This window comes from Ruegeria sp. CDSC052, assembly GCF_059610685.1.
Genome location: NZ_JBXWOB010000006.1, coordinates 51,247 through 71,866 on the forward strand (window position 1 = coordinate 51,247; position 20,620 = coordinate 71,866).

At 58.1% G+C, this 20,620-nt stretch carries 24 protein-coding genes; 14 read left to right on the forward strand and 10 right to left on the reverse strand.

The features are described 5' to 3' along the window. Position 1: 1 nt before the first annotated feature. The 6 genes from AC2FIM_RS11630 to AC2FIM_RS11655 all read right to left on the reverse strand — a co-directional run bounded on the left by AC2FIM_RS11630 (position 2) and on the right by AC2FIM_RS11655 (position 5,014). Entirely contained in the window at positions 2 to 1,030 is a 1,029-nt protein-coding gene (locus tag AC2FIM_RS11630) for an endonuclease/exonuclease/phosphatase family protein (RefSeq protein WP_496708200.1), read from the reverse strand. Further along, entirely contained in the window at positions 1,027 to 1,857 is an 831-nt protein-coding gene (locus tag AC2FIM_RS11635; RefSeq protein WP_142638388.1) for a hypothetical protein, read from the reverse strand. The genes AC2FIM_RS11630 and AC2FIM_RS11635 overlap by 4 nt, the downstream gene beginning before the upstream one ends. A gap of 362 nt (positions 1,858 to 2,219) precedes the next feature. Beyond that, complete coding sequence (gene leuD / locus AC2FIM_RS11640; protein ID WP_142638386.1) at positions 2,220 to 2,825, reverse strand: 3-isopropylmalate dehydratase small subunit; 606 nt, start codon at positions 2,823 to 2,825, stop codon at positions 2,220 to 2,222. Positions 2,826 to 2,867: 42 nt separating this feature from the next. Next, positions 2,868 to 3,422, reverse strand: coding sequence for an HdeD family acid-resistance protein (locus AC2FIM_RS11645; protein WP_271950915.1), 555 nt, complete (start codon positions 3,420 to 3,422; stop codon positions 2,868 to 2,870). 37 nt (positions 3,423 to 3,459) lie between these two features. Next, positions 3,460 to 4,863, reverse strand: coding sequence for a 3-isopropylmalate dehydratase large subunit (gene leuC / locus AC2FIM_RS11650; RefSeq protein WP_281973548.1), 1,404 nt, complete (start codon positions 4,861 to 4,863; stop codon positions 3,460 to 3,462). Between the two features lie 52 nt (positions 4,864 to 4,915). Beyond that, positions 4,916 to 5,014: an isopropylmalate isomerase gene (locus tag AC2FIM_RS11655; RefSeq protein WP_271950909.1), complete on the reverse strand. Its 99-nt coding sequence runs from the start codon at positions 5,012 to 5,014 to the stop codon at positions 4,916 to 4,918. Between the two features lie 102 nt (positions 5,015 to 5,116). Between AC2FIM_RS11655 and AC2FIM_RS11660 the strand changes: the two genes are divergently transcribed. The 4 genes from AC2FIM_RS11660 to AC2FIM_RS11675 all read left to right on the forward strand — a co-directional run bounded on the left by AC2FIM_RS11660 (position 5,117) and on the right by AC2FIM_RS11675 (position 7,995). Next, positions 5,117 to 6,469, forward strand: a complete 1,353-nt coding sequence (locus tag AC2FIM_RS11660) for a mechanosensitive ion channel family protein (RefSeq protein ID WP_496678537.1) — start codon at positions 5,117 to 5,119, stop codon at positions 6,467 to 6,469. Positions 6,470 to 6,630: 161 nt separating this feature from the next. Beyond that, positions 6,631 to 6,993, forward strand: a complete 363-nt coding sequence (rsfS, locus tag AC2FIM_RS11665; RefSeq protein WP_142638376.1) for a ribosome silencing factor — start codon at positions 6,631 to 6,633, stop codon at positions 6,991 to 6,993. Between the two features lie 44 nt (positions 6,994 to 7,037). Next, positions 7,038 to 7,508 (forward strand): 23S rRNA (pseudouridine(1915)-N(3))-methyltransferase RlmH, encoded by a 471-nt coding sequence (gene rlmH, locus AC2FIM_RS11670; RefSeq protein ID WP_496678540.1) that lies wholly within the window; start codon positions 7,038 to 7,040, stop codon positions 7,506 to 7,508. Between the two features lies 1 nt (position 7,509). Then, the gene (locus tag AC2FIM_RS11675) at positions 7,510 to 7,995 is read left to right on the forward strand and encodes a flavodoxin family protein (protein WP_271950897.1); all 486 of its coding nucleotides are present in this window, start codon (positions 7,510 to 7,512) and stop codon (positions 7,993 to 7,995) included. A gap of 2 nt (positions 7,996 to 7,997) precedes the next feature. Here the strand turns inward: AC2FIM_RS11675 and AC2FIM_RS11680 are convergent, their stop codons facing one another. From AC2FIM_RS11680 to AC2FIM_RS11690, 3 genes are all read right to left on the reverse strand, one after another. Continuing rightward, a complete protein-coding gene (locus tag AC2FIM_RS11680) occupies positions 7,998 to 8,345 on the reverse strand; it encodes a hypothetical protein (protein WP_142638371.1) in 348 nt (115 codons plus the stop codon). Positions 8,346 to 8,535: 190 nt separating this feature from the next. After that, on the reverse strand, positions 8,536 to 8,670 hold the full coding sequence (locus AC2FIM_RS11685; protein ID WP_271950893.1) for a hypothetical protein: 135 nt from the start codon (positions 8,668 to 8,670) through the stop codon (positions 8,536 to 8,538). A 424-nt stretch (positions 8,671 to 9,094) separates the two neighbouring features. Further along, complete coding sequence (locus AC2FIM_RS11690) at positions 9,095 to 9,805, reverse strand: DUF599 domain-containing protein (protein ID WP_142638369.1); 711 nt, start codon at positions 9,803 to 9,805, stop codon at positions 9,095 to 9,097. An 82-nt stretch (positions 9,806 to 9,887) separates the two neighbouring features. Between AC2FIM_RS11690 and AC2FIM_RS11695 the strand changes: the two genes are divergently transcribed. The 6 genes from AC2FIM_RS11695 (at position 9,888) to AC2FIM_RS11720 (ending at position 16,085) form a co-directional block, all read left to right on the forward strand. Next, on the forward strand, positions 9,888 to 11,336 hold the full coding sequence (locus AC2FIM_RS11695; RefSeq protein WP_142638367.1) for an FAD-linked oxidase C-terminal domain-containing protein: 1,449 nt from the start codon (positions 9,888 to 9,890) through the stop codon (positions 11,334 to 11,336). A gap of 21 nt (positions 11,337 to 11,357) precedes the next feature. Further along, positions 11,358 to 12,458 (forward strand): FAD-binding protein, encoded by a 1,101-nt coding sequence (locus tag AC2FIM_RS11700; protein ID WP_496708199.1) that lies wholly within the window; start codon positions 11,358 to 11,360, stop codon positions 12,456 to 12,458. A gap of 4 nt (positions 12,459 to 12,462) precedes the next feature. Continuing rightward, positions 12,463 to 13,785: a glycolate oxidase subunit GlcF gene (glcF, locus tag AC2FIM_RS11705; RefSeq protein WP_271950884.1), complete on the forward strand. Its 1,323-nt coding sequence runs from the start codon at positions 12,463 to 12,465 to the stop codon at positions 13,783 to 13,785. A gap of 106 nt (positions 13,786 to 13,891) precedes the next feature. Beyond that, a complete protein-coding gene (locus AC2FIM_RS11710) occupies positions 13,892 to 14,683 on the forward strand; it encodes a trypsin-like serine peptidase (RefSeq protein ID WP_271950881.1) in 792 nt (263 codons plus the stop codon). A 38-nt stretch (positions 14,684 to 14,721) separates the two neighbouring features. Then, entirely contained in the window at positions 14,722 to 15,495 is a 774-nt protein-coding gene (locus AC2FIM_RS11715) for a trypsin-like serine peptidase (protein WP_246097254.1), read from the forward strand. Positions 15,496 to 15,617: 122 nt separating this feature from the next. Further along, complete coding sequence (locus tag AC2FIM_RS11720; RefSeq protein WP_142638359.1) at positions 15,618 to 16,085, forward strand: Hsp20 family protein; 468 nt, start codon at positions 15,618 to 15,620, stop codon at positions 16,083 to 16,085. Positions 16,086 to 16,207: 122 nt separating this feature from the next. Here AC2FIM_RS11720 and AC2FIM_RS11725 read toward each other — a convergent pair whose 3' ends face one another. Then, positions 16,208 to 17,683 carry an NAD-dependent succinate-semialdehyde dehydrogenase gene (locus AC2FIM_RS11725; RefSeq protein ID WP_142638358.1) on the reverse strand — a complete coding sequence of 492 codons (1,476 nt, stop codon included), beginning with the start codon at positions 17,681 to 17,683 and terminating at the stop codon, positions 16,208 to 16,210. A 258-nt stretch (positions 17,684 to 17,941) separates the two neighbouring features. Between AC2FIM_RS11725 and AC2FIM_RS11730 the strand changes: the two genes are divergently transcribed. Genes AC2FIM_RS11730 through AC2FIM_RS11745 form a run of 4 tightly spaced genes read left to right on the forward strand, consistent with a single transcriptional unit; the run spans position 17,942 to position 20,603 of the window. Then, positions 17,942 to 19,021, forward strand: coding sequence for a coiled-coil domain-containing protein (locus tag AC2FIM_RS11730; RefSeq protein ID WP_271950875.1), 1,080 nt, complete (start codon positions 17,942 to 17,944; stop codon positions 19,019 to 19,021). Positions 19,022 to 19,023: 2 nt separating this feature from the next. Beyond that, a complete protein-coding gene (locus AC2FIM_RS11735) occupies positions 19,024 to 19,221 on the forward strand; it encodes a hypothetical protein (protein WP_281973554.1) in 198 nt (65 codons plus the stop codon). After that, positions 19,214 to 19,486, forward strand: a complete 273-nt coding sequence (locus tag AC2FIM_RS11740; protein ID WP_282022195.1) for a hypothetical protein — start codon at positions 19,214 to 19,216, stop codon at positions 19,484 to 19,486. Before AC2FIM_RS11735 ends, AC2FIM_RS11740 begins: the two co-directional genes overlap by 8 nt. Then, entirely contained in the window at positions 19,479 to 20,603 is a 1,125-nt protein-coding gene (locus tag AC2FIM_RS11745; RefSeq protein ID WP_496708197.1) for a hypothetical protein, read from the forward strand. Before AC2FIM_RS11740 ends, AC2FIM_RS11745 begins: the two co-directional genes overlap by 8 nt. Positions 20,604 to 20,620 lie beyond the last annotated feature (17 nt).

Sequence of the window (20,620 nt, forward strand, 5' to 3'; positions counted from 1 at the left end):
GTTAGCGATGTCCCAGGTCCACCCAGACAAGCCGGTGCCGGCTGGCCTGTTCGGCGATTGCGCGCAGGTCTGCGCCCGTGTCGGGCCAAAAGATGCCCGCATCCACAACGCGTAGATCTGCCGAGGGCAGAACGTAATCTACCCGCATTTCTCCGACGGCTTTCCACTCAACCGTGGCCAATGCCCCCGAGGGGGTGGCAGGCTTTGCATCCTGCAACCGCGGGTCTGCCAGCAAGCCCTGGATAGCCTCTTTCCGGCCTTCCCCGCGCGTGGGATCCAGATTTGCATCCCCAGCAATCACGAAAGGCCCGTGTGGGGCAGGGCCTAGAGCACCGTCCAGCACAGCGTTCCACAAGCGAATTTCGTCACGATTGCGCAACCCGTTCCGGTCCTCGGGTCCGTCGAAAACGGGCGGGGTCGCGTGAAATGTCATCAGGTTCAGGTGGCCGATCGGGGACTCGATTGGTACGATCCAATGTGCCACCGAGGACAGTCGCTGAATGCGCTGGGCGGCTTCAGAGGGAAATGGCGTGCCATCGATCGTCGGCAGATCAGCCCCCGGCAGGTCGCGCCACAGTACTCCCGAGAAATCCTGCATGTCGTCATGGCCTATGGGAAACCGGGACAGAATGGCCAGCCCGCCCTGACCGGTGAACTCGCCATAGCCCTGGGAATCTCTTGGTCCATTGGCCTGCCCGTCCCCGTCCAGATCCAGGCTGGTTTCCATTCCTGAATTAGGCTTGGCGGTAAAGTGATAGGGATAGTCCAGTCCCTCGTTGCGCAGCGCCTCACCGAATGCGGTCAGCGTTTCGCCATTGAGATCCCAGTCGATGCCCTGCAAGGCAACGATATCGGGTTGGGTTTCCAACAACACCCGCATCACAGCGCGAACCTGTGCATCCCCGCGCCGGATATCGCGCAGCAGAATGCCCGGTCCTTTACGGCTGAGTTCGGTGTTGAAGGTGGCTATGCGTATCGTCTCTGCCTGTGCCGCGAATGGTAGCAAAAGCAGCAGAAAAATGCGAATCATGCGGTCTGTGTTGATTCAGTCGTAGAATAGGCGCGGCGTTTTTCGACAATCAGGTTTGCAATGCGCAGTGTCGCCATTCCTCGCATGATCATGCTAGCAGGCAGAAAGGCCCAAGCGCTCAACGTCCAGATCAGCGTCTGGGGGCTGTTCAGCGAGATCGGGCTCACATAATCGGTCAGGATCTTGATCAGAGCCGGGATTACAAACGGCAGCAGGACGCCGATCGAGATGTTCAACCGTCCATCACGCTGCAGACGGGTCACGACATCGCCACCCTTGGTCGGATCGAACAGCGGCAGATTTGTCCAGACGTTGAAGGCTCCGTTTCCGGTGGGCCAACCACGCATTTTCACCGCGTAGTAGAAACTGGCGATTGTGACCATAGCTGCGACATAGGCCACACTGGCAGCGATACGAACAAGTTCGATCAGCGGCGCGCTTGCGTTGACAGGCAGCATCAACACGATCAGACGCACGGGTGAATAGGGGAAATCGACCACATTGGCGACGCCCAACCCGATCACATAAAAACCTGAGGTTAATTCTGTCGGCGAATAGGCGTTTTTGCAGATCAGCGTCAGGAAAGCGACCATCGAAACCAGCCCAACAAAGCGCAGGCGGTTCACCGGTGGTGCGTCGCGAAATTCAATAAAGCTTGGGAAGGCCGAATTATATTCGGCGAAGGTCAGGAAAAACGCGAGAATGGCGAGAAAGACGACAATCTCGGTCCCATTCGTTGATGATACGGGCAAGTACAACGCGGGTGTCAGCACCAAAAGTGCAACCAATATTCCCCGAATTGCCGCCCCTGTTGTGCGCGCAATCACTATCCGAACCCTTTCAAACTGGATTAGCCGATTCTTTGCCGACTTCATTCCAACTTGTGCCTGCCACGTTACCGTTGCAGCAGATGTCATCTCTCACCAATGTTTTGCCTTGGTGGGTGCCTGTACCCGCCGACATTGGCGATAAGCGACATTTCGCTCAAGCCAGGTGGCAGAAAACACTCAATTTTGGGCAAAATGATGGCGCAACTGGTGCGGGATTGCATCATTTTTGACGCAAATCCGACGTGTGTTTCAAGTCGAGACCTATATGTAGTGGTTTCGCCGTTCAGAACCCCAAGAAGGCGAATGGGGACGCCGTGGCGTCCCCATAAAGTTGAGTATCAACAGATTCGTTCCCAGAATCACACCCAGGGGCGTGCCTGGCCCGCATGATCCTCGAACTTCTCGATGTGATGGTCTTTTTCCATCGTCAGGCCAATATCGTCCAGACCGTTCAGCAGGCAGTGCTTACGATGAGAATCCACCTCGAATTCGATCACGACACCATCGGATGTGGTGATCTGCTGATCTTCCAGATGCACGGTCATGCGGGCGTTTTCGCCTCTATGCGCGTCTTCCATCAGAACCGCATGATGTTCTTCCTCGACCACGATGGGCAGGATGCCGTTCTTGAAGCAGTTGTTGAAGAAGATGTCGGCAAAGCTGGTCGAGATCACAACCTTGATGCCGAAATCCTTGATCGCCCAGGGCGCGTGTTCGCGCGATGAGCCGCAGCCGAAATTGTCGCCGGCCACCAGAATCTCGGTTTGCCGATAAGCGGGTTTGTTCAGAATGAACTCTTCATTCTCACCGCCGTGATCATGATAGCGCATCTCGTCAAACAGTACGACGCCAAGGCCGGATCGTTTGATCGTTTTCAGGTGCACTTTCGGAATGATCATATCGGTGTCGATATTGATCAATGGCATCGGGGCGGCCACCCCGTGGACTTTGTCAAACTTTTCCATGTCTACACTCCTGCGGGGGAGAGCCGCGCCCATGCCCCGCGTTTAAGCTTGTTTCGCTTCAGTTGTTTCGCCTTTGGGTGCGTCTTTGATGAAGAGCGCCATGAACACCAGGCCCAGACCGTTGAACACCATCTCGATCCCCAGCAGGATGCCGAGCAGTTGCAACAGCACGACAGGATCGGTTGCTGCGAACCGCCAGATGAGCATCGCCAGAACAATCGACATCACGCCCGAGATCAGTGTCGCCCAGAAATACTGCGTACCTTTCATCTGGAACGACAAAATGACCCGCGCGATACCGCCTGCCATGAACAGGATCAGGCAGACCGTCGCCAGCGTCACGGTGCCCTGCAGCGGGTGATCCAGGAAGGACCAGCCCAGAAACAGCATCACCGCACCCATAATAAGCGACAGGATTTTGTTGCCGGTGCCCTCGACGGTGAACCCACCGACCACCTGCAATGCCCCTGAAATCAGCAGCAGTACGCCGGTCACCACCGTTACGGCAATCGACGCCACTGCAGGCGCGCCCAGCACAAAAAGGCCGAACACTATGGACAGAAGCCCCATCAGGAGCCATTTGATCCAGTCACTCATGTCTTAAATCCCTCAAATATCCAGTTACGAGGGCAGCTTACATCAACTCGCGGACGTCTGTCAGCCGTCCTGTGATTGCCGCCGCGGCAGCCATTGCGGGGCTCAGCAGGTGGGTGCGCCCGCCGCGGCCCTGGCGGCCTTCGAAGTTGCGGTTCGAGGTCGCGGCGCAGCGCTCGCCCGGTTGCAACTGGTCGGGGTTCATCGCAAGGCACATGGAACATCCCGCCAGACGCCATTCGAACCCGGCCTCTTTGAAGATCTCGGCCAGACCTTCTTCCTCGGCCTGCGCGCGGACAAGGCCTGAACCGGGTACAACCATCGCCCGCATCCCGTCCTTGATCTTTTTGCCCTTCAGAATCTCGGCAGCGGCGCGCAGGTCCTCGATGCGGCCGTTCGTGCAGGACCCGATAAAGACGGTGTCGATTTCGACGTCGCTGAGCTTCTGACCGGCTTCCAGACCCATATATTCGATCGACCGGCGGGCCGCGTCGACCTTGCCGCCCTCAAAGTCTTCGGGGTGTGGCACGGTTGCGGTGATCGGCAGCACGTCCTCGGGGCTGGTGCCCCAGGTGACGACCGGTGCGATGTCTTCGCCGCGCAGGGTGATGACCTTGTCGAAATGCGCGTCTTCGTCAGTGAACAGCGTTTTCCACCAGTCCATCGCCGCTTCCCACTGGGCCCCTTTCGGTGCGTGTGGGCGGCCTTTGACATATTCGAACGTGGTCTCATCCGGGGCGATCAGGCCGGCGCGGGCGCCGCCTTCGATGGCCATGTTGCAGACGGTCATGCGGCCTTCCATCGACAGATTGCGGATCGCTTCGCCGCAATATTCGATGACATAGCCGGTGCCACCAGCAGTGCCGGTCTCGCCGATCACGGCCAGAGTGATATCCTTGGCGGTCACGCCCGGCTGCAGTGTGCCGGTGATTTCCACCTTCATGTTCTTGGATTTCTTCTGGATCAGGGTCTGAGTGGCCAGAACGTGTTCAACCTCGGACGTGCCGATGCCGTGGGCCAGCGCACCAAACGCACCGTGGGTGGCGGTGTGGCTGTCGCCGCAAACAACAGTCATGCCGGGCAGGGTCCAACCCTGTTCGGGTCCGACGATATGCACGATGCCCTGGCGAACGTCATTCACCGGGTAATAGTGAATGCCGAAATCCTTGGCGTTCTTGTCCAGTGCCTCGACCTGAATGCGCGATTCGGGGTTTTCGATGCCGTTCACGCGATCCGGCGTGGTGGGCACGTTGTGATCCGGTACCGCGATGGTCTTTTCCGGTGCGCGTACCGGGCGGCCGGCCATGCGCAGCCCTTCAAAGGCCTGCGGGCTGGTCACTTCGTGGACCAGATGGCGGTCGATATACAGCAGGCAGGTGCCATCATCGGCTTCGTGCGCGACATGGGCATCCCAGATCTTGTCATAGAGTGTTTTGGGGGACATCGGTCCTCTCCCGTATGTATTGAGATTTAGCTGGCGAGTGGCTGGACGCCGCTTATAGGCGGGCCAGAACCGTGCGGGCGGCCCCAAAGAACCGTTCACGCAGTCGCGTGCGGTCTTGCAACGTAGGTGCTGGGGTCAGATTGAGTCTCATGCGCATCAGATATATCGCGTCAGTCCGTCAATCAAGGCGCAATCCTGCGGCGGGCTTGCATCATGCGTCAACGCTGTCCAAGTTGGCAAGCAGGAGACGTGCATGAACCCAGACCTGATACCCAGTTCGCTGTCTGATCTGTATCAGACCATGATCGAGGCCTTTTCCCTACAATTCGATAGACTGGTCGATCTGGTCATTACACCGGGCTGGCGTCAACATCAGCTGGTCATCATCCTGGGTCTCTGGGCGCTGGCCTATGTGTTGAAGCTGGTTACGCAGGGCCGATGGGAGGCCTGGGCCCGTGCCCGCTCTGGTTGGCCCAAATGGCGGTTGCGCACGCTGATCCAGCTGATGCAACGTCTGACGCTTGTCTATTTCGTCACGCTGTCCTGGATGCTGTATCTGGTGATGCAGCAGATCACCTGGCCATCGCGCAGCTATATCATCGGGGTGGTAGCAACTTTGGCGACCGCCTGGCTGGCGATTGCGCTAGTGGCCCGTCTGGTGCGAAACCGGACGCTGCGGCGAATTTTCAAATGGGCAATGTGGGCCTATGCGACGCTGATTGCGCTGAACTTGACCGATGACGTCGCCGGGTTTCTGGATGGGGTGGCGATCTCGATCGGGGATCTGCACCTCTCGGCGTTGGGTATCCTCAAGGCGCTTTTGCTGATTGGCGTGTTGTTGACGCTGGCCCGTCTTGGCACCGGTGCTGCTGAACGTGGCCTCAAACGCAATGACGATATCTCGCCGTCAATGCAGGTCTTGTTGGCCAAGGGATTACAGGTCGTCATCTATGGCGCCGTCTTCATGGCCGCCATTCGGACGCTGGGCTTTGACTTGACGGGTATTGCGCTGTTGTCGGGGGCCATTGGCGTCGGCATCGGCTTTGGTTTGCAGAAAGTGGTGTCGAATCTGATCTCGGGCATCATCATCCTGATGGATCGGTCGATCAAACCGGGCGATGTGATTTCGCTGGGCGACACGTTCGGCTGGATCAACGCGCTGGGCGCGCGCTATGTCTCGGTGGTCACGCGGGATGGGCGCGAATACCTGATCCCGAACGAGGATTTGATCACCAATCAGGTGGTGAACTGGTCGCATTCGGACCGGTTCGTGCGGCTGGATCTGACATTTGGCACAAGTTACACGGATGACCCCCATAATGTGCGGGCAACGGCCATCCATGCGGTTAAATCTGTCGAGCGAGTGCTCAGTGGCAGCGGGCATGACGCGGTCTGCCATATCACCGGGTTCGGCGACAGCAGCGTGGATTACGTGCTGCGATTCTGGATCAGCGATCCGACCAAAGGGCTGACCAATATACGGGGCAATGTCTATCTGGCGCTGTGGGACGCATTCAAGGCTGAAGGCATCTCGATCCCATTCCCGCAGCGTGAGGTTCGCCTGCTGAACGACGACGCCGATGCGCAACAGCTTGCCACAGAGTAAGCAATCGTTGCGATCCTTTGGTCTGTGTTCATTGAAATGTTGCAATCTCCTTGCTACCTTATTAGTACCCCGGCGCCGGGATATCATGGCGCGCAGCAAAGGAGGACTATGTCCTGTCTCTACACACTCAGGCGGGTTTGCCCGCCGAAGATGGGGCCAATATGATGGCCCACTCTCAGTCAATCAGCGACAAGCTGCTTGAACGTATCCTTTCCTCACTTTCCGATGACAAGGCCGAAGACGTCGTGCAGATCAACCTGCAGGGCAAGTCGTCCGTCGCGGATCACATGGTCATTGCCTCGGGTCGGTCGACCCGTCAGGTCTCGGCCATGGCGGAAAAGCTGACGGATCGCATCAAGCAGGAATTCGGATTCACCTCGAAGGTCGAAGGCAAGGATGCTGGCGACTGGGTGCTGATCGATACGGGCGACGTGGTCGTTCATATCTTCCGCCCCGAAGTGCGTGAATTCTATCAGCTGGAAAAGATGTGGCAGCCTGCGGGCGGCAGCGCCTCGGCGAACTGAGGCGCTATCCCGGCCTGCATTAACGGGTCGGCGGCGAGAGAGATATGCGGATCAGCATAGTTGCGGTCGGGCGATTGCGCGCCGAACCCGAAAAGTCCCTGCTTGATGATTACCTGACCCGATTTGATCGGACCGGCCGCGCGCTGGGCCTTGGGCCTGCGCGGGTGATCGAGGTCGAAGACAAGAAAAACGCAGGGATTGGGGCCGAGGCCACATTGCTGCGCAAGGCGCTGCCCAAAGGCACCGTAATCTGCACGCTTGATGAACGGGGGCGGGTGATGTCCTCGCCCGATTTTGCCCAAAAGCTGGGCGGTTGGCGCGATGCGGGGCGGCAGGATCTGGCGCTGATCATTGGCGGTGCCGACGGAATAGCCCCTGATCTGCGCGCCGAAGCGGATTTCTCCATCTCTTTCGGGTCCATGGTCTGGCCCCACATGCTGGTCCGTGTGATGCTGGCCGAGCAACTTTATCGGGCCGCAACCATCCTGTCGGGCGGTCCCTATCACCGGGTCTGACATGGCGCAGCTATTGATCGTTTACCATTCACGCACCAGCGGCGCCCGGCAGATGGCCGAAGCTGCTGCCGAAGGTGCGCACGATGAGGCCGACACCGTTTTGAAGCCCGCAGAGCGGGCCGGACCCCAAGATCTGCTGGCCGCAGATGGCTATATCTTCTGCGCACCCGAAAACCTGGCGGCGATTTCGGGCGTGATGAAAGAGTTTTACGACCGCTGTTATTATCCGGTTCTTGGTCGCATCGAAGGTCGCCCCTATGCCCAGATGATCTGTGCCGGGTCGGACGGCGAAAACGCCGCGCGCCAGACGGCCCGGATCGCAACCGGTTGGCGGCTGAAAGAGGTCCAGCCCCCTCTGATCATATGCACCCACGCACAAACGCCCGAAGCAATCCTAGCCGAAAAGCGCATCCCCCAAGACGCGCTGCAGACATGCCGCGACTTGGGGCAGGCGATGGCCGCAGGGCTGGCGTTGGGCGTATTCTGAGGTCAGTTCAGCGGCACAACAATGGTTTCGTCTGCCCAGCCATCCACGCTGCAACGGGCCTGTATCTGGACCTGAGATGTACCATCAGGAATTGCCACCCCGCCCAGCGAGCGGGTAAAGGGCTGTTCCGTCTCATGCGGGTGATGCAACACACGCATCCCCAGCTCATTCCCGTCCATATCCAGCACACGCCAGCCATCGGCATAGTGATCCCATCCGGTGTCCGGATGCCGGATCGTCACGTCGAAACGCCAACTGCCACCGCTGGACGAGGCGTTGACCTGCTCGATCGTTGGCGGATCGGCTAGGGTGGGGCTGGCCAGAAAGGTGCAGAGAATCACATATCGCATGTTTCGACCCTAAACTCTTGGCGGTATAGAGCTTCGCTCTAATAGAATCAGCTCCCGGCCGAAGTCTATGGAATTGCCCACTGCAGCAAGGCTTATATTTGGAAGCATATTTTTAATGCAAGCTATGCAAGGTGAAACAGACAGTTATCGGAGCGTGTCTAGAGCACGAATTGAGCGTTCGATTCTCAAGCTACTGAGACCACTTGAACTTGCCAGTTTGTTTACCGTTCATGTCGTGAAAAGTACCCTTTCCACTGGGCTTGAACAAATAAACGACCCCGAATTCCTTGAAGACGACCTGCAGACCGTTCTTGGTCTTTGTCATCGGATTGTTTGCCGGGGAAGTATTAGTGTCTCGCAAGCACAAACCACTGTTGGATTTACAAGATACGATCTGCGGACTGTAAGGCCCTCCGTTCTTTGAGTGCCAGTCGGAAGTTACCGTAAGTCTGGACCCTGCCGCGATATCCTGAGCCAAGGCCGGTGACATCGAAGTCAACAAAGTTATTGCTATGCCTACGAACACTTTTTTCATGGAACTATCTTTCTTTAAAAAATTTGAAGCATCTTGGCAGATTTGAGTTAACTGTCAAATCTTGTCGGCAAGGATAATGCTACTCGGCTGCTCAGGACTCAGATCGGACAATCGTTGCGTGTTGACCAAAAGCTCGCTTCGACCCACATGAAAACCTGCTGGCAAAAAGTAAGAACCAAAAGCCGGGCGTCAACGCCACGGCGATGGCATGGGGTCACGACTGCGTGTTGCCAACCTGCGCCATCAAGATCGCGCGGGATTGCGAGGCGAATTCGCGTCGGTAAAGCAGGCCTGCAGTGATAACTGTGCCGACGATCAACGCGAGTGGCCCCAGAAACCATGCAAGCAAGGCCAGTGCGAAATAGGTAGAGCGCAGCCCGCGGTTAAAGCTGCGGGCGGCGGTGACACAGATCTCGGCCGATTGCGTGGCGCGGGGATAGGCGATGGGATTTTCGGGCTCATTCGGGACCGCGGCCATCAGTACCGCGCAATAGCCGAACAGACGATGCGCCCAGACATATTTCAGAAAGGCATTGGCCAGCAGCAGGACGACGGCGAGTATCTTGATCTCCCACACCAGGGCTGGAAAGCTGCCGATGGCCAGATCACTGGCGACACCGGCCAGACGCTCGGTATTGCCCAGCAGGGCCAGGCCACCACCGATGGCAATCATCGTGGTCGAGGCAAAGAAGGTACTGCCTTGCCGCATCGTGGCCACGACCTGCGCGTCAAACATCCTTGGCTGGCGTGTGACCATCTCGCGCATCCAGTCGCGGCGATACTCATCCATCATCAAGGCCACTGACCGCTTCTTTGGCGACGGGTTTTCGATCATCCACCCAAGGCACAGCCAGGCCCCCATCATCAGCGTTATAGCGGCAAAATCCAAAGGGGCAAACAGAGCGGCGCGGTCAATCCAGGTCATGGCCGTGACAGTACTTCCGGAAGTCGGAACTTGCCATACTGACAAATTGGTAATATTATTTTACCAAATCAAGGAGCCTGCCATGGAAATGCCAAAGCCAAGCCCTGATGTCCTGCGTCGCAAAGATGCGGTGGTGGCGCGCCTGTCGGGGGTTCTGCCGGACGACGCGATCATTCATGACCCGGCCGAGACACGCGCCTATGAATGTGATGCTTTGACCGCCTATAGATGCCCGCCGATGCTGGCGGTTTTGCCTTCGACCACGCAGCAGGTCTCGGATATCTTGCGCATTTGCCATGACGAAGGCGTGCCGGTGGTACCGCGTGGTGCGGGTACGTCGCTGGCCGGGGGGGCGCTGCCAACAGCTGATTGCGTCATACTGGGCGTGGCGCGGATGAACGACGTGCTGGAGGTTGATTATGACAACCGATTCATCAAGGTCCAGACTGGGCGCACCAACCTGAGCGTCACCGGCGCGGTCGAGGAAGAGGATTTCTTTTATGCCCCCGATCCGTCGTCGCAACTGGCTTGCGCGATTGCGGGCAATATCGCGATGAATTCCGGCGGGGCGCATTGCCTGAAATACGGGGTAACCACGAACAACCTGCTGGGTGTGACCCTGGTGATGATGGATGGCAGCGTAGTCGAAATCGGTGGCGCTCATCTGGACGCGCCGGGTCTTGACCTGCTGGGGGTGATCTGCGGGTCCGAAGGGCAACTGGGCGTCGTCACCGAGGCGACCCTGCGCATCCTGCGCAAGCCAGAAGGCGCACGGCCCGTTCTGATGGGGTTTGATGACAATGAAATCGCAGGCCAATGCGTTTCGGACATCATCAAGTCCGGTATCTTGCCTGTCGCGATTGAGTTCATGGATCGCCTGTGCATTCAGGCCTGCGAAAACTTTGCGCATGCCGGGTATCCGGAATGCGAAGCATTGTTGATTGTCGAGGTCGAAGGCTCGGAGGCCGAGATCGACAGCCAGCTGGCCAAGATTGTCGAGATTGCAAAACGCCACAATCCGGTCGAACTGCGCGAGAGCCAGTCGGCGGATGAAAGCGCCCGGATCTGGTTGGGCCGCAAATCGGCCTTTGGCGCCATGGGGCAGATGAACGACTATATGTGCCTGGATGGGACCATCCCGGTATCGGCGCTGCCCGCCGTATTGCGCCGGATTGGTGAGCTGAGCGATGAGTTCGGCCTGCCGGTTGGAAATGTATTCCATGCCGGCGACGGGAACATGCACCCTTTGATCCTGTTTGATGCCAACAAACCCGGCGACCTCGAAAAATGTGAGGCGTTCGGGGCGGAAATCCTGAAACTTTGTGTGGATGAGGGCGGTTGCCTGACCGGCGAGCACGGTGTGGGAATCGAAAAGCGCGATCTGATGCATCATCAATATGCCCCTGCCGATCTTGAGGCGCAGATGGCGGTTAAAGATGTGTTCGATCCAGGATGGTTGCTGAACCCGGCTAAAGTGTTCCCGCTGGACGCCTCCGAACCGCGTCGCAACCCGCAAATAGCCGAAAAATAGGCTCTAACAAAGAGATATATGATGAAACCCACGTCCGAAACTGAACTGGCCCAGATGGTTGCCGGACTTACAGGCGCCGTGCGTATCACAGGCGGCGGCACTCGTGGCGTTGAGGGTCCCGGCCAAGTGATTGAAACCGGCGGGATGACAGGCATCACACTGTATGAACCCGGTGCCCTGACGCTGGTTGCGCAGGCCGGGACACCGCTGGCCGAGGTTGAGGCCGCATTGGACGCCGAAGGCCAGCAACTGGCCTTTGAGCCGATGGACCATCGCAGCCTGTTGGGCACCCAAGGCGAGCCGACCATCGGCGGTGTGGTTGCCGCCAACATCTCGGGGCCGCGCCGCATTCAGGCAGGCGCATGTCGCGATTTCTTGCTGGGGGTGCGATATGTCGATGGCACCGGGCAGGTGATCAAAAATGGCGGGCGGGTGATGAAGAATGTCACTGGCTATGATCTGGTCAAGCTGATCTGTGGGTCCTGGGGAACGTTGGGCGTGCTGACCGAAGTGTCGTTGAAAGTCCTGCCCAAGCCAGAACACACAGCAACGCTGTCAGTGACCGTATCTAATGCAGAAGCAGCGATAAAAACGCTGTCCGCAGCGCTTAGATCTCCGTTCGAGGTAACTGGCGCAGCTTATGTCCCGGAGTGCGAAAAAGCCTTTGTTAGGGTCGAAGGATTTGCGGACTCCGTCGCTTACAGAACCGAGAGGCTGACATCCGAACTGTCTGGGTTCGGCCAGATCGCAAATGTCGATGAACCGGCAACGCTGTGGACGGCGACCCGCGATGTTCACGCGTTCCGGGGCAAGGCTGGCGACGTGTGGCGTCTGTCTGTCACGCCCGGTGACGCCCCGATGATCGCGGCGCGGGCCGAGGCTGAACAGGTGTTCTACGACTGGGGCGGCGGTCTGATCTGGCTGCGCCTTCCTGCGGGGACCGATTTGCGGGCGCGACTTGGCACTTTTTCTGGTTATGCAACCCTTGTGCGCGGCGATGCGGAAACGGTCGAGCGGCTGGGCCGGTTCCAGCCTGAGAGTGTAGCTATACAGGCTCTAATAAAAGGCATTCGGGCGAAATTTGATCCCCGAGGGCTGTTTAACCCGGGGCTGATGGGGTAGGGCAATGCAGACAGATTTCACCGAAAAACAGCTGCAGGATCCGGCGATCCAACGCTCGAACCAGATCCTGCGCAGCTGTGTTCATTGCGGCTTTTGTACCGCCACTTGCCCGACTTATCAGGTGCTGGGGGATGAGCTCGACAGCCCGCGCGGACGGATCTACCTGATCAAGGACATGCTTGAGAATGAGCGTGTCCCGGATGAGAAAACCGTCAAACATATCGACCGCTGCCTGTCCTGTCTGGCCTGCATGACCACCTGTCCGTCGGGCGTTCACTATATGCATCTGGTCGATCACGCGCGCGAGTATATCGAGCAGAATTACAAACGCCCGCTGACCGATCGCCTTCTGCGTTGGGTTCTGGCGCAGATTCTGCCCTATCCGATGCGGTTTCGCTGGGCCCTGATCGGGGCCAAGCTGGGCCGTCCCTTCCGGTTTCTGATGCCGGATGCGCGGCTGCGGGCGATGCTGGAGATGGCACCAAAACATATCCCTCCGGTCAGCCGCAACGATGACCCGCAACGCTTTGCCCCTAAAGGAGCGCCGAAAAAGCGCGTGGCACTGATGACAGGCTGCGCCCAAAAGGCGCTGAACACGGATATCAACGACGCCACGATTCGCCTGCTGACCCGACTGGGCTGCGAAGTCGTTGTGGCCAAAGGCGCGGGATGCTGTGGTGCGCTGACCCATCACATGGGCAAGGTGGCTGACAGCCATAAAGCGGCGGCGGCCAATATACAGGCCTGGACCAGAGAGATCGATGGCCAGGGGCTGGATGCCATCGTCATCAACACCTCAGGTTGTGGTACGACCGTCAAGGATTACGGGCACATGTTCCGAAACGAGGCTTTGGCGGCAGATGCCGCGCGGGTTTCGGCGATTGCCATGGATATCAGCGAATTGCTGGTGCAACTGGACCTGCCCGGAGGCCAGCACAAGGGCATGACCGTCGCCTATCATGCCGCTTGTTCTTTGCAGCATGGGCAAAAGATCAAAAACCATCCCAAAGACCTGTTGAAGAATGCGGGTTTCACCGTGTTAGAGCCTTCAGACAGCCATCTGTGCTGTGGCAGCGCCGGGACCTATAACCTGATGCAGCCCAAAATCTCGGGTCTGTTAAAGCAACGCAAGGTTCGGACGCTTGAGGCTAAGAACCCTGATGTTATCGCTGCAGGCAATATTGGTTGCATGATGCAGATCGGTTCGGCCACGCAGATACCTATTTTGCATACGGTCGAGCTGTTGGATTGGTCCACAGGCGGGCCGTTGCCGCGTGCGATGCAGCAGGGTCATGAGATGGGAACGGCCGTGCCGATCCTGCGTTAGCTGCCTGATGCAGGGCTGCATCAGATAGAACGGGAAACGTACCGGCCCTATTTTCGCCGTACCCGACAGCTATGAGTATGCGCTGGAAGCAACGCCGGAGAACCGCTTGAAAAACTGGATCAAGGCTTTTGCGCTGGCACTCATGCCGATGGCCGTACTGGCGCAGGATAGCGGGCTGAAAAGTCTGGACACCACCGATGCAGGGCGGGCCTGGATGGCTGTCGGGCGCTTGAATATTGACGGCGAAGCATTCTGCACCGCGACGCTGATTGCGCAGAACCAGGTGCTGACGGCAGCGCATTGTCTTTATGATAAGGCCACAGGCCAACGTATTGACCTGTCTAAGGTCGAATTTCTTGCCGCCTGGCGTCTGGGTCGGGCATCAGCCTATCGTGCGGCGCGCAGGGCGGTGATTCACCCCGATTACTTTTACGACGACGAAACTCCGACCAACCGGATCGGTAGCGATATAGCGCTGATCGAGCTATGGCAGCCAATCCGCAGTACCTCGGTCATTCCATTTGATACTGGCGATCGCCCCGTTCGCGGACAGGAAGTTGGGGTTGTGTCCTATGCGAAGGACCGCGCCGAGGCGCCATCATTGCAAGAGGTCTGTTCGGTCGTGACCGGCGTTTCCGAGGTTCTTGTCCTGTCCTGTGATGTCGAGTTTGGATCCTCCGGCGCCCCGGTATTTGCGTTCGAGGGCGAAAGACCACGGATCGTCTCGGTCGTGGCGGCCAAGGCGGAATTCAATGGCGAGCCTGTGGCCATAGGTACCGCGGTCGAGGTTTCGTTGCCTTTGCTGCGGAGTGAACTGTCCGCCGGGCGAGGGTTCAGCGGCTCGGAAACCGGCGATTCGGCAAGCCGTCATATTGGCGCCAGGTTCGTCCGGCCATGATGCGATTTTGGGCAAGCCTGTTTTTATGCCTGGCTATGATGACAACGATGTCCCAGGCGCAAAGTGCAAAACGCAAACTCACCGACCGCGATGACCTATATGGCTGGGAGGCCGTCGGCCGCCTGGATATCGGCGCCGAGGGGTTTTGTACGGGTACGTTGATCGCACAGGATCTGGTACTGACCGCGGCCCATTGCGCCTTGGACAAAAGAACCGGTCAACCCTATGGGCCAGGGCAGGTAACCTTTCGGGCAGGGCTAAGCGACGGAACTGCGTTGGCAGATCGCAAGGTGGTGCAGATCGCGGCACATCCGGATTACACACGTTTCGCTCAACTGTCGCCCGATGCCGTGCGCGTTGATGTCGCGTTGATGCGGCTGGATCAACCGATCCCCTATTCCGTGGCCGATCCCTTTGCGTTGCATAACGGGCGCGTGGCGGGGGATGAGGTCAGTCTTGCATCGTATGGTCGGGGCCGATCGAATGCGATTACGCGGGAACGGTCCTGCAAAATCCTGCAGCGCTATCAGGGCCTGATCACATTCAACTGCGACATTACCTTTGGGTCCTCGGGTTCGGCTCTGTTGGCGCGAAACGGTCCGCGCTGGCAAATACTTTCAGTAGTCTCTGCAGTTGGTACGGATGGTCGGCAGAAAGTGGGATTCGGTATGGAATTGCAGGAAATTGTGGCCGATCTGAAGGCGACTCTGCGCCGGGATGCCCCTAAACCAAAGGCGACAATAAAGCGATTGCAGGTGGGATCAGGCAAGTCGGATACCGGTGCGAAATTCATCAGCTCCGGAGGGGGTTGAACTCGGCCAGAACGTTTCCCATGTCAAATGTATCGGGTCGCCGCAAACGGGGCCTGAGACAATCGAACGCCCGTCCGATCGGAGGGCATTACGTTCATCGCTCAAACATGAGGATACGACATATGCGTACATTTGACTTTGCACCGCTGCACCGCGCCACTGTAGGTTTTGACCAGATCGCTGACATGATGGATCGCGTTCTGACCAATGATGTGGCTCAACCCAGCTATCCGCCCTACAACATCGAAAAAACCGATGTCGACACCTATCGTATCTCGGTTGCTGTTGCCGGTTTTTCCGAGGCCGATCTTTCGGTCGAAGTGAAAGAGAATTCGTTGGTCGTCGCCGGTAAGAAAACTGCGGAAGACAAAGATCGCAGCTATCTGCACCGCGGCATCGCCACCCGCGCGTTCGAGCGCCGTTTTGCCCTTGCCGACCACGTTCGTGTTACCGGTGCCAGCCATGAGAACGGCATGCTGAATATCGATCTCAAGCGCGAGGTGCCCGAAGCCCTGAAAGCCCGCCGGATCGAGATTTCGTCCAGCAAGGCCATCGAAAAGGATGTGGTTGACGCCAAAGCCGTAAACTGAGGCAGTCAGTCACCACGCCGCGGTAATCGTTCCTCTCTGGATTACCGCACCATGCGCCCCGCGTTCCTCCAGACGCGGGGCGTTGCCTTTACGGCCATCTGTACAGCGAAGGTTTGGGCGGATCAGACCGACAGGCAGATGTATTTCATCTCCAGATAGTCTTCCATGCCATGATGGCTGCCTTCGCGGCCCAAGCCGGATTGTTTGACGCCGCCAAACGGGCCCAACTCGGTTGAGATGATGCCGGTGTTCACACCAACGATCCCGTATTCCAGCGCTTCGGCCACTTTGTAAACGCGGCTGAGATCCTTGGCATAGAAATACGAGGCCAGACCAAAGATCGTGTCATTGGCCATGGCGATCACGTCGTCTTCATCCTCGAACTTGAACAGCGGTGCCAGCGGGCCAAAGGTTTCGTCCTGCGCCACCAGCATGTCCTGCGTCACACCGGTGACAATGGTCGGCTCAAAGAAGGTGCCGCCCAGATCGTGCGGCAGGCCACCGGTCAGGATTTGGCCGCCTTTGTCGGTTACATCCTTGATGTGTTCCTGCACCTTTGCAACGGCGTCATCATTGATCAGCGGTCCGGTGGTGATGCCTTCGTTCAGGCCGTCGCCGACGTTCAGAGCCTCGACCGCAGCCTTCAACTTGGCAGCAAACGCGTCATAGACACCGGCCTGCACATAGATGCGGTTGGCACAGACACAGGTCTGGCCGTTATTGCGGAACTTGCACATCATCGCGCCTTCGACGGCGGCATCCAGATCGGCATCGTCAAACACGATGAACGGCGCATTGCCGCCCAGTTCCATCGAGCATTTCATCACCTGTTCCGCCGCCTGCCGCAGCAGGATGCGCCCGACTTCGGTTGAGCCGGTAAAGGTCAGCTTGCGCACGCCGGGGTTTTCGCAGAATTCCTTGCCGATTTCGCTGGCGCGCGACGAGGGCACCACGTTGAACACACCGGCGGGGATGCCTGCCTGCTGGGCCAATGCGCCCAGAACCAGCGCCGACAAGGGTGTCTCGGCGGCAGGCCGGGCGACAAAGGCGCATCCGGCTGCAAGCGCCGGTCCGGCCTTTCGCGTGATCATCGCGTTGGGGAAGTTCCAGGGCGTGATCGAGGCCGCAACGCCGATGGGCTGCTTCAGCACCATGATGCGTTTGTCGCGCTGATGACCTGGAATAGTCTCGCCATAAACGCGCTTGGCCTCTTCGCCGAAAAACTCGATGAACGAGGCACCATAGCCGATCTCACCCACGGCTTCGGCCAGCGGCTTGCCCTGTTCGGCGGTCAGGATCTTGCCCAGATCCTCGGCGTTTTCCATCATCAGATCGTACCAGCGGCGCAGGATCACCGCACGTTCCTTGCCTGTCAGCTTGGCCCATTCCTTTTGCGCGGCCTCGGCCTGTGCGATGGCACCTGCAACCTGCGCGCGGCTCAGGTCGGCGACCTCGGCGATCACATCGCCCCGCGCAGGGTTGGTGACGGAAAACGTCCCATTGTCACCATCGACCCACTGGCCGCCGATATAGGCCTTGGTCACCAGCAGATCGGGGTTTTTCAAAATGGATTTCAGGTCGGTTGTAGTATCCAGCATGGGTCGGACTCCGGCAGAAAAGGGTTTGCGCGCACCCAAACAGGTGGCGTCGCATTTGTCTATGTCCACTCGGCGGGCAGGATCAATCCAGATTTGATCAAATTCATCGTTGCGGAGCGCAGATATCTCGCCTGCGTGGCCTATCTTTTTCGATACGAAATTGTAAAAGTCTCGGTGATTTGAGGGCTCAAGGGGATGTAAATGAACATAACATTCCCTATCTTATTGGGTAAATAAAGAAAACAGGGGACAGCAGAGATGTCGAACCAGCAATTCGAAGCGTTGATTGAAGAAACACAGACGAAAGTGCGCGAAAGCCAGTCGCAGATCCAAGGGCTGACCTCGCGGATTGAGGCTGCGCGGGCCAAGATCGGTACGGCCGAGGCGGATATCGATATCGAAAACGCCACTTTGGAAGATGTGCACGCCCATACCGAAGTCATGAACGCCAATATCGCCGAGCTGATCATGGGTCTGGATGACGTCACCAGCGCGTTCTCTAAGGATTTTGACGAGATGCGCTCAAAATCCGGGTGGGAGACGTTTGTTGGCATCTTCTCGAAGGGTAAATCTGAATCGATGCGGCAGGAGCGGATGCGCACAGCCAGTATCGACGACAAGCTGCAGGACCTGATCGCCAAATCCGACGTGATCGTGAAACTGCTGGAAGGACAGCTGTCGGTGCTGGAAGAGCAGCGCGTGAAAGTTGAAAACAACCTGACCGGCACGCTGGACGACCGTGAGGCCACCGTGGCCGAATTGGAAGCGCTGCGGGCTGAGATTCAGGGCATGGACCCGACGATCATCACGCTGGAGAACAAGATCAGCGTCGAACAGGACGCCGCCGCGCGGACCCAACTGGAAACCGAACTGGCCGAGCTGAACAAGCAATACAACGCCAAGGTTCAGGAAGAGCAGGTCAAGCTGGCCAAGTCGCAAACGCTTGAGCGCTATATCGAAAAGGGCAAGACTTGGGTTGACTCCCTGCAGAACCAGGCGGCGACGCAGATGGTGCTGATCAACAAGCTGCAGACAGACACGCAACAGCGTGTGGTGCTGTATGACGCCCTGACCAAATCGCTGAAAACCGCGCAGCAGCAGGATGTGGCCCACCGCATCAACGAGATCGGCGTGCAGACCGACCAAGAGGCGCAAACCGCCATGGCCTCGATCGGCACCGCGACCAACCAGAAAATGGCCGACATGCTCGAGGCGCATGAGGACCACATGGTCTTTGCCCGCGACGTGCTGGAGAAAAAGGCCAAGGCAGATGAACGCTTTGCCCGCCGGTTTGCGTCGATTGTCGAGAAGCATGATAAGAATTTGTATGGGGGTTGATCTTGGAACTGCTGGAGTTTTTTACATTTCTGGTGGCTCCAGAGAACTGGTTTTGGTGGATCGTTCTCGGCAGTTTCTGGCTTGTGTTCTCAGTGATGTACGCCGTTCTAGGCGGACCGTTTGGATGGGTGGCCGTCGTTCTTGTGGTCGCCAGCCTTTCTCATTCGGCTCATCGTTTGTGGAACGGAACCGTTGACTGAACAAATTCAACAAAGACCCAAGGTCGTCGGCTTCAGAATACTCTGGTTCGGTATAGCGATGATTTTTTGGCCTATTCTGGCGGCGTTTTTGTCCGGGCTTTTGTTTGCACAGGGCAGCTTTGGAATGTTCATAGCTCGTGTATCCTACCATTTGGCGTTTTTGCTGGGCACTCCCAGTATGCTGGCGGGCGTCGTGGCTGTAATGTGGGCTCTCGTTCTATTAAGAAAACAGAAGCGTCAATCGCAGGCAAACGTGAATGAGTGACCTTAACCTCACCCAAGACCATGTCGGCCTGACCGATACCTTCGCCTCGCGTCGTTACTTTCGCAAATTCGAGGTAATCACCGTCCACCTTCTGCGCGTGGCCGCGACGATGGAGGCGGAGGGCGCGATCTCAAAACAAGAGGTGCGGATCGTGTCGAGCTATCTCTCGGGGCTGCTCTACACCTTCCGTGCGCTGTCCATGAAATACCTGCTGGTCGGGCGCGATACGGGGCGGTTCTTTGGCAGCCTCGCCATGGACAAGCGCGACAGCGGCTTTCCGGTGGCGGCCGAGCTGCTGACCATGGCCAATGACGCGCAGCAGGCGCAGGTGCATCTGGCGAATATGCCGTCCGAGGATGAGCTGAAAACCGACATGGTGCGCACCATCATCAGCGACCGGGAGATCCCGACCAAGCTGCAATTCGCGCTGTCCCAAAGGCTCTATTACGAGGAATTGCTGAAGGGTGAGCTGTTCTGGGCCCGCAACGATCCCGAATGTCACTGGATTGGCAATGAGGGCGAGCGGCGCAGGTTCCTGATCCACTGGGCCGTCTATGACAGCCAAATAAACCTGCCGGTCATCTACCTGATGGAGTTGGAGGATTCGGGGCGCACGGCCCTGCCCAAAGATCAACGCCGCTGGCCCGAAGTGCAGGCGCATCTGATGGCGCAATCCTTGGGTGGGCTGAAACTGGTGACCATCGCCAAAGGCTTTGATCAGGATTTCGACGACCTGCATCCCAAACACCTGCGCCGCATTCATGTGGGGCCGATGTACTCCTCGGCCTTTACCGAGCAATCCGGCCCGCTGCGGCAGGTGCTGGAGGATGCGAAATCCCCTGCGGGTCAGGATTGGGCCTTGGCCTGGACCACTGAAGCGCTGCGAAGCGAGGATGTGATTCAAGAACGCTCGGGCTGGTTCGGGACCGTAGACCGCGAGGTCTTTGCGCTGGACCCATTCGGCGGGCAAGGAGCCGAGACCGGGGCGACGCAAACCGAGCGCTCGATCATTCTGCCACAACGCCCGTTCCAGGTACTGGCCGAGCGCAACCCGCCGGGCTTTGGTGACGTGCGCAAGTTCGTCGTCAGCAAGACCGGGCAGGTGTTGAGATATTGAAGACAGTAAAGGCGATT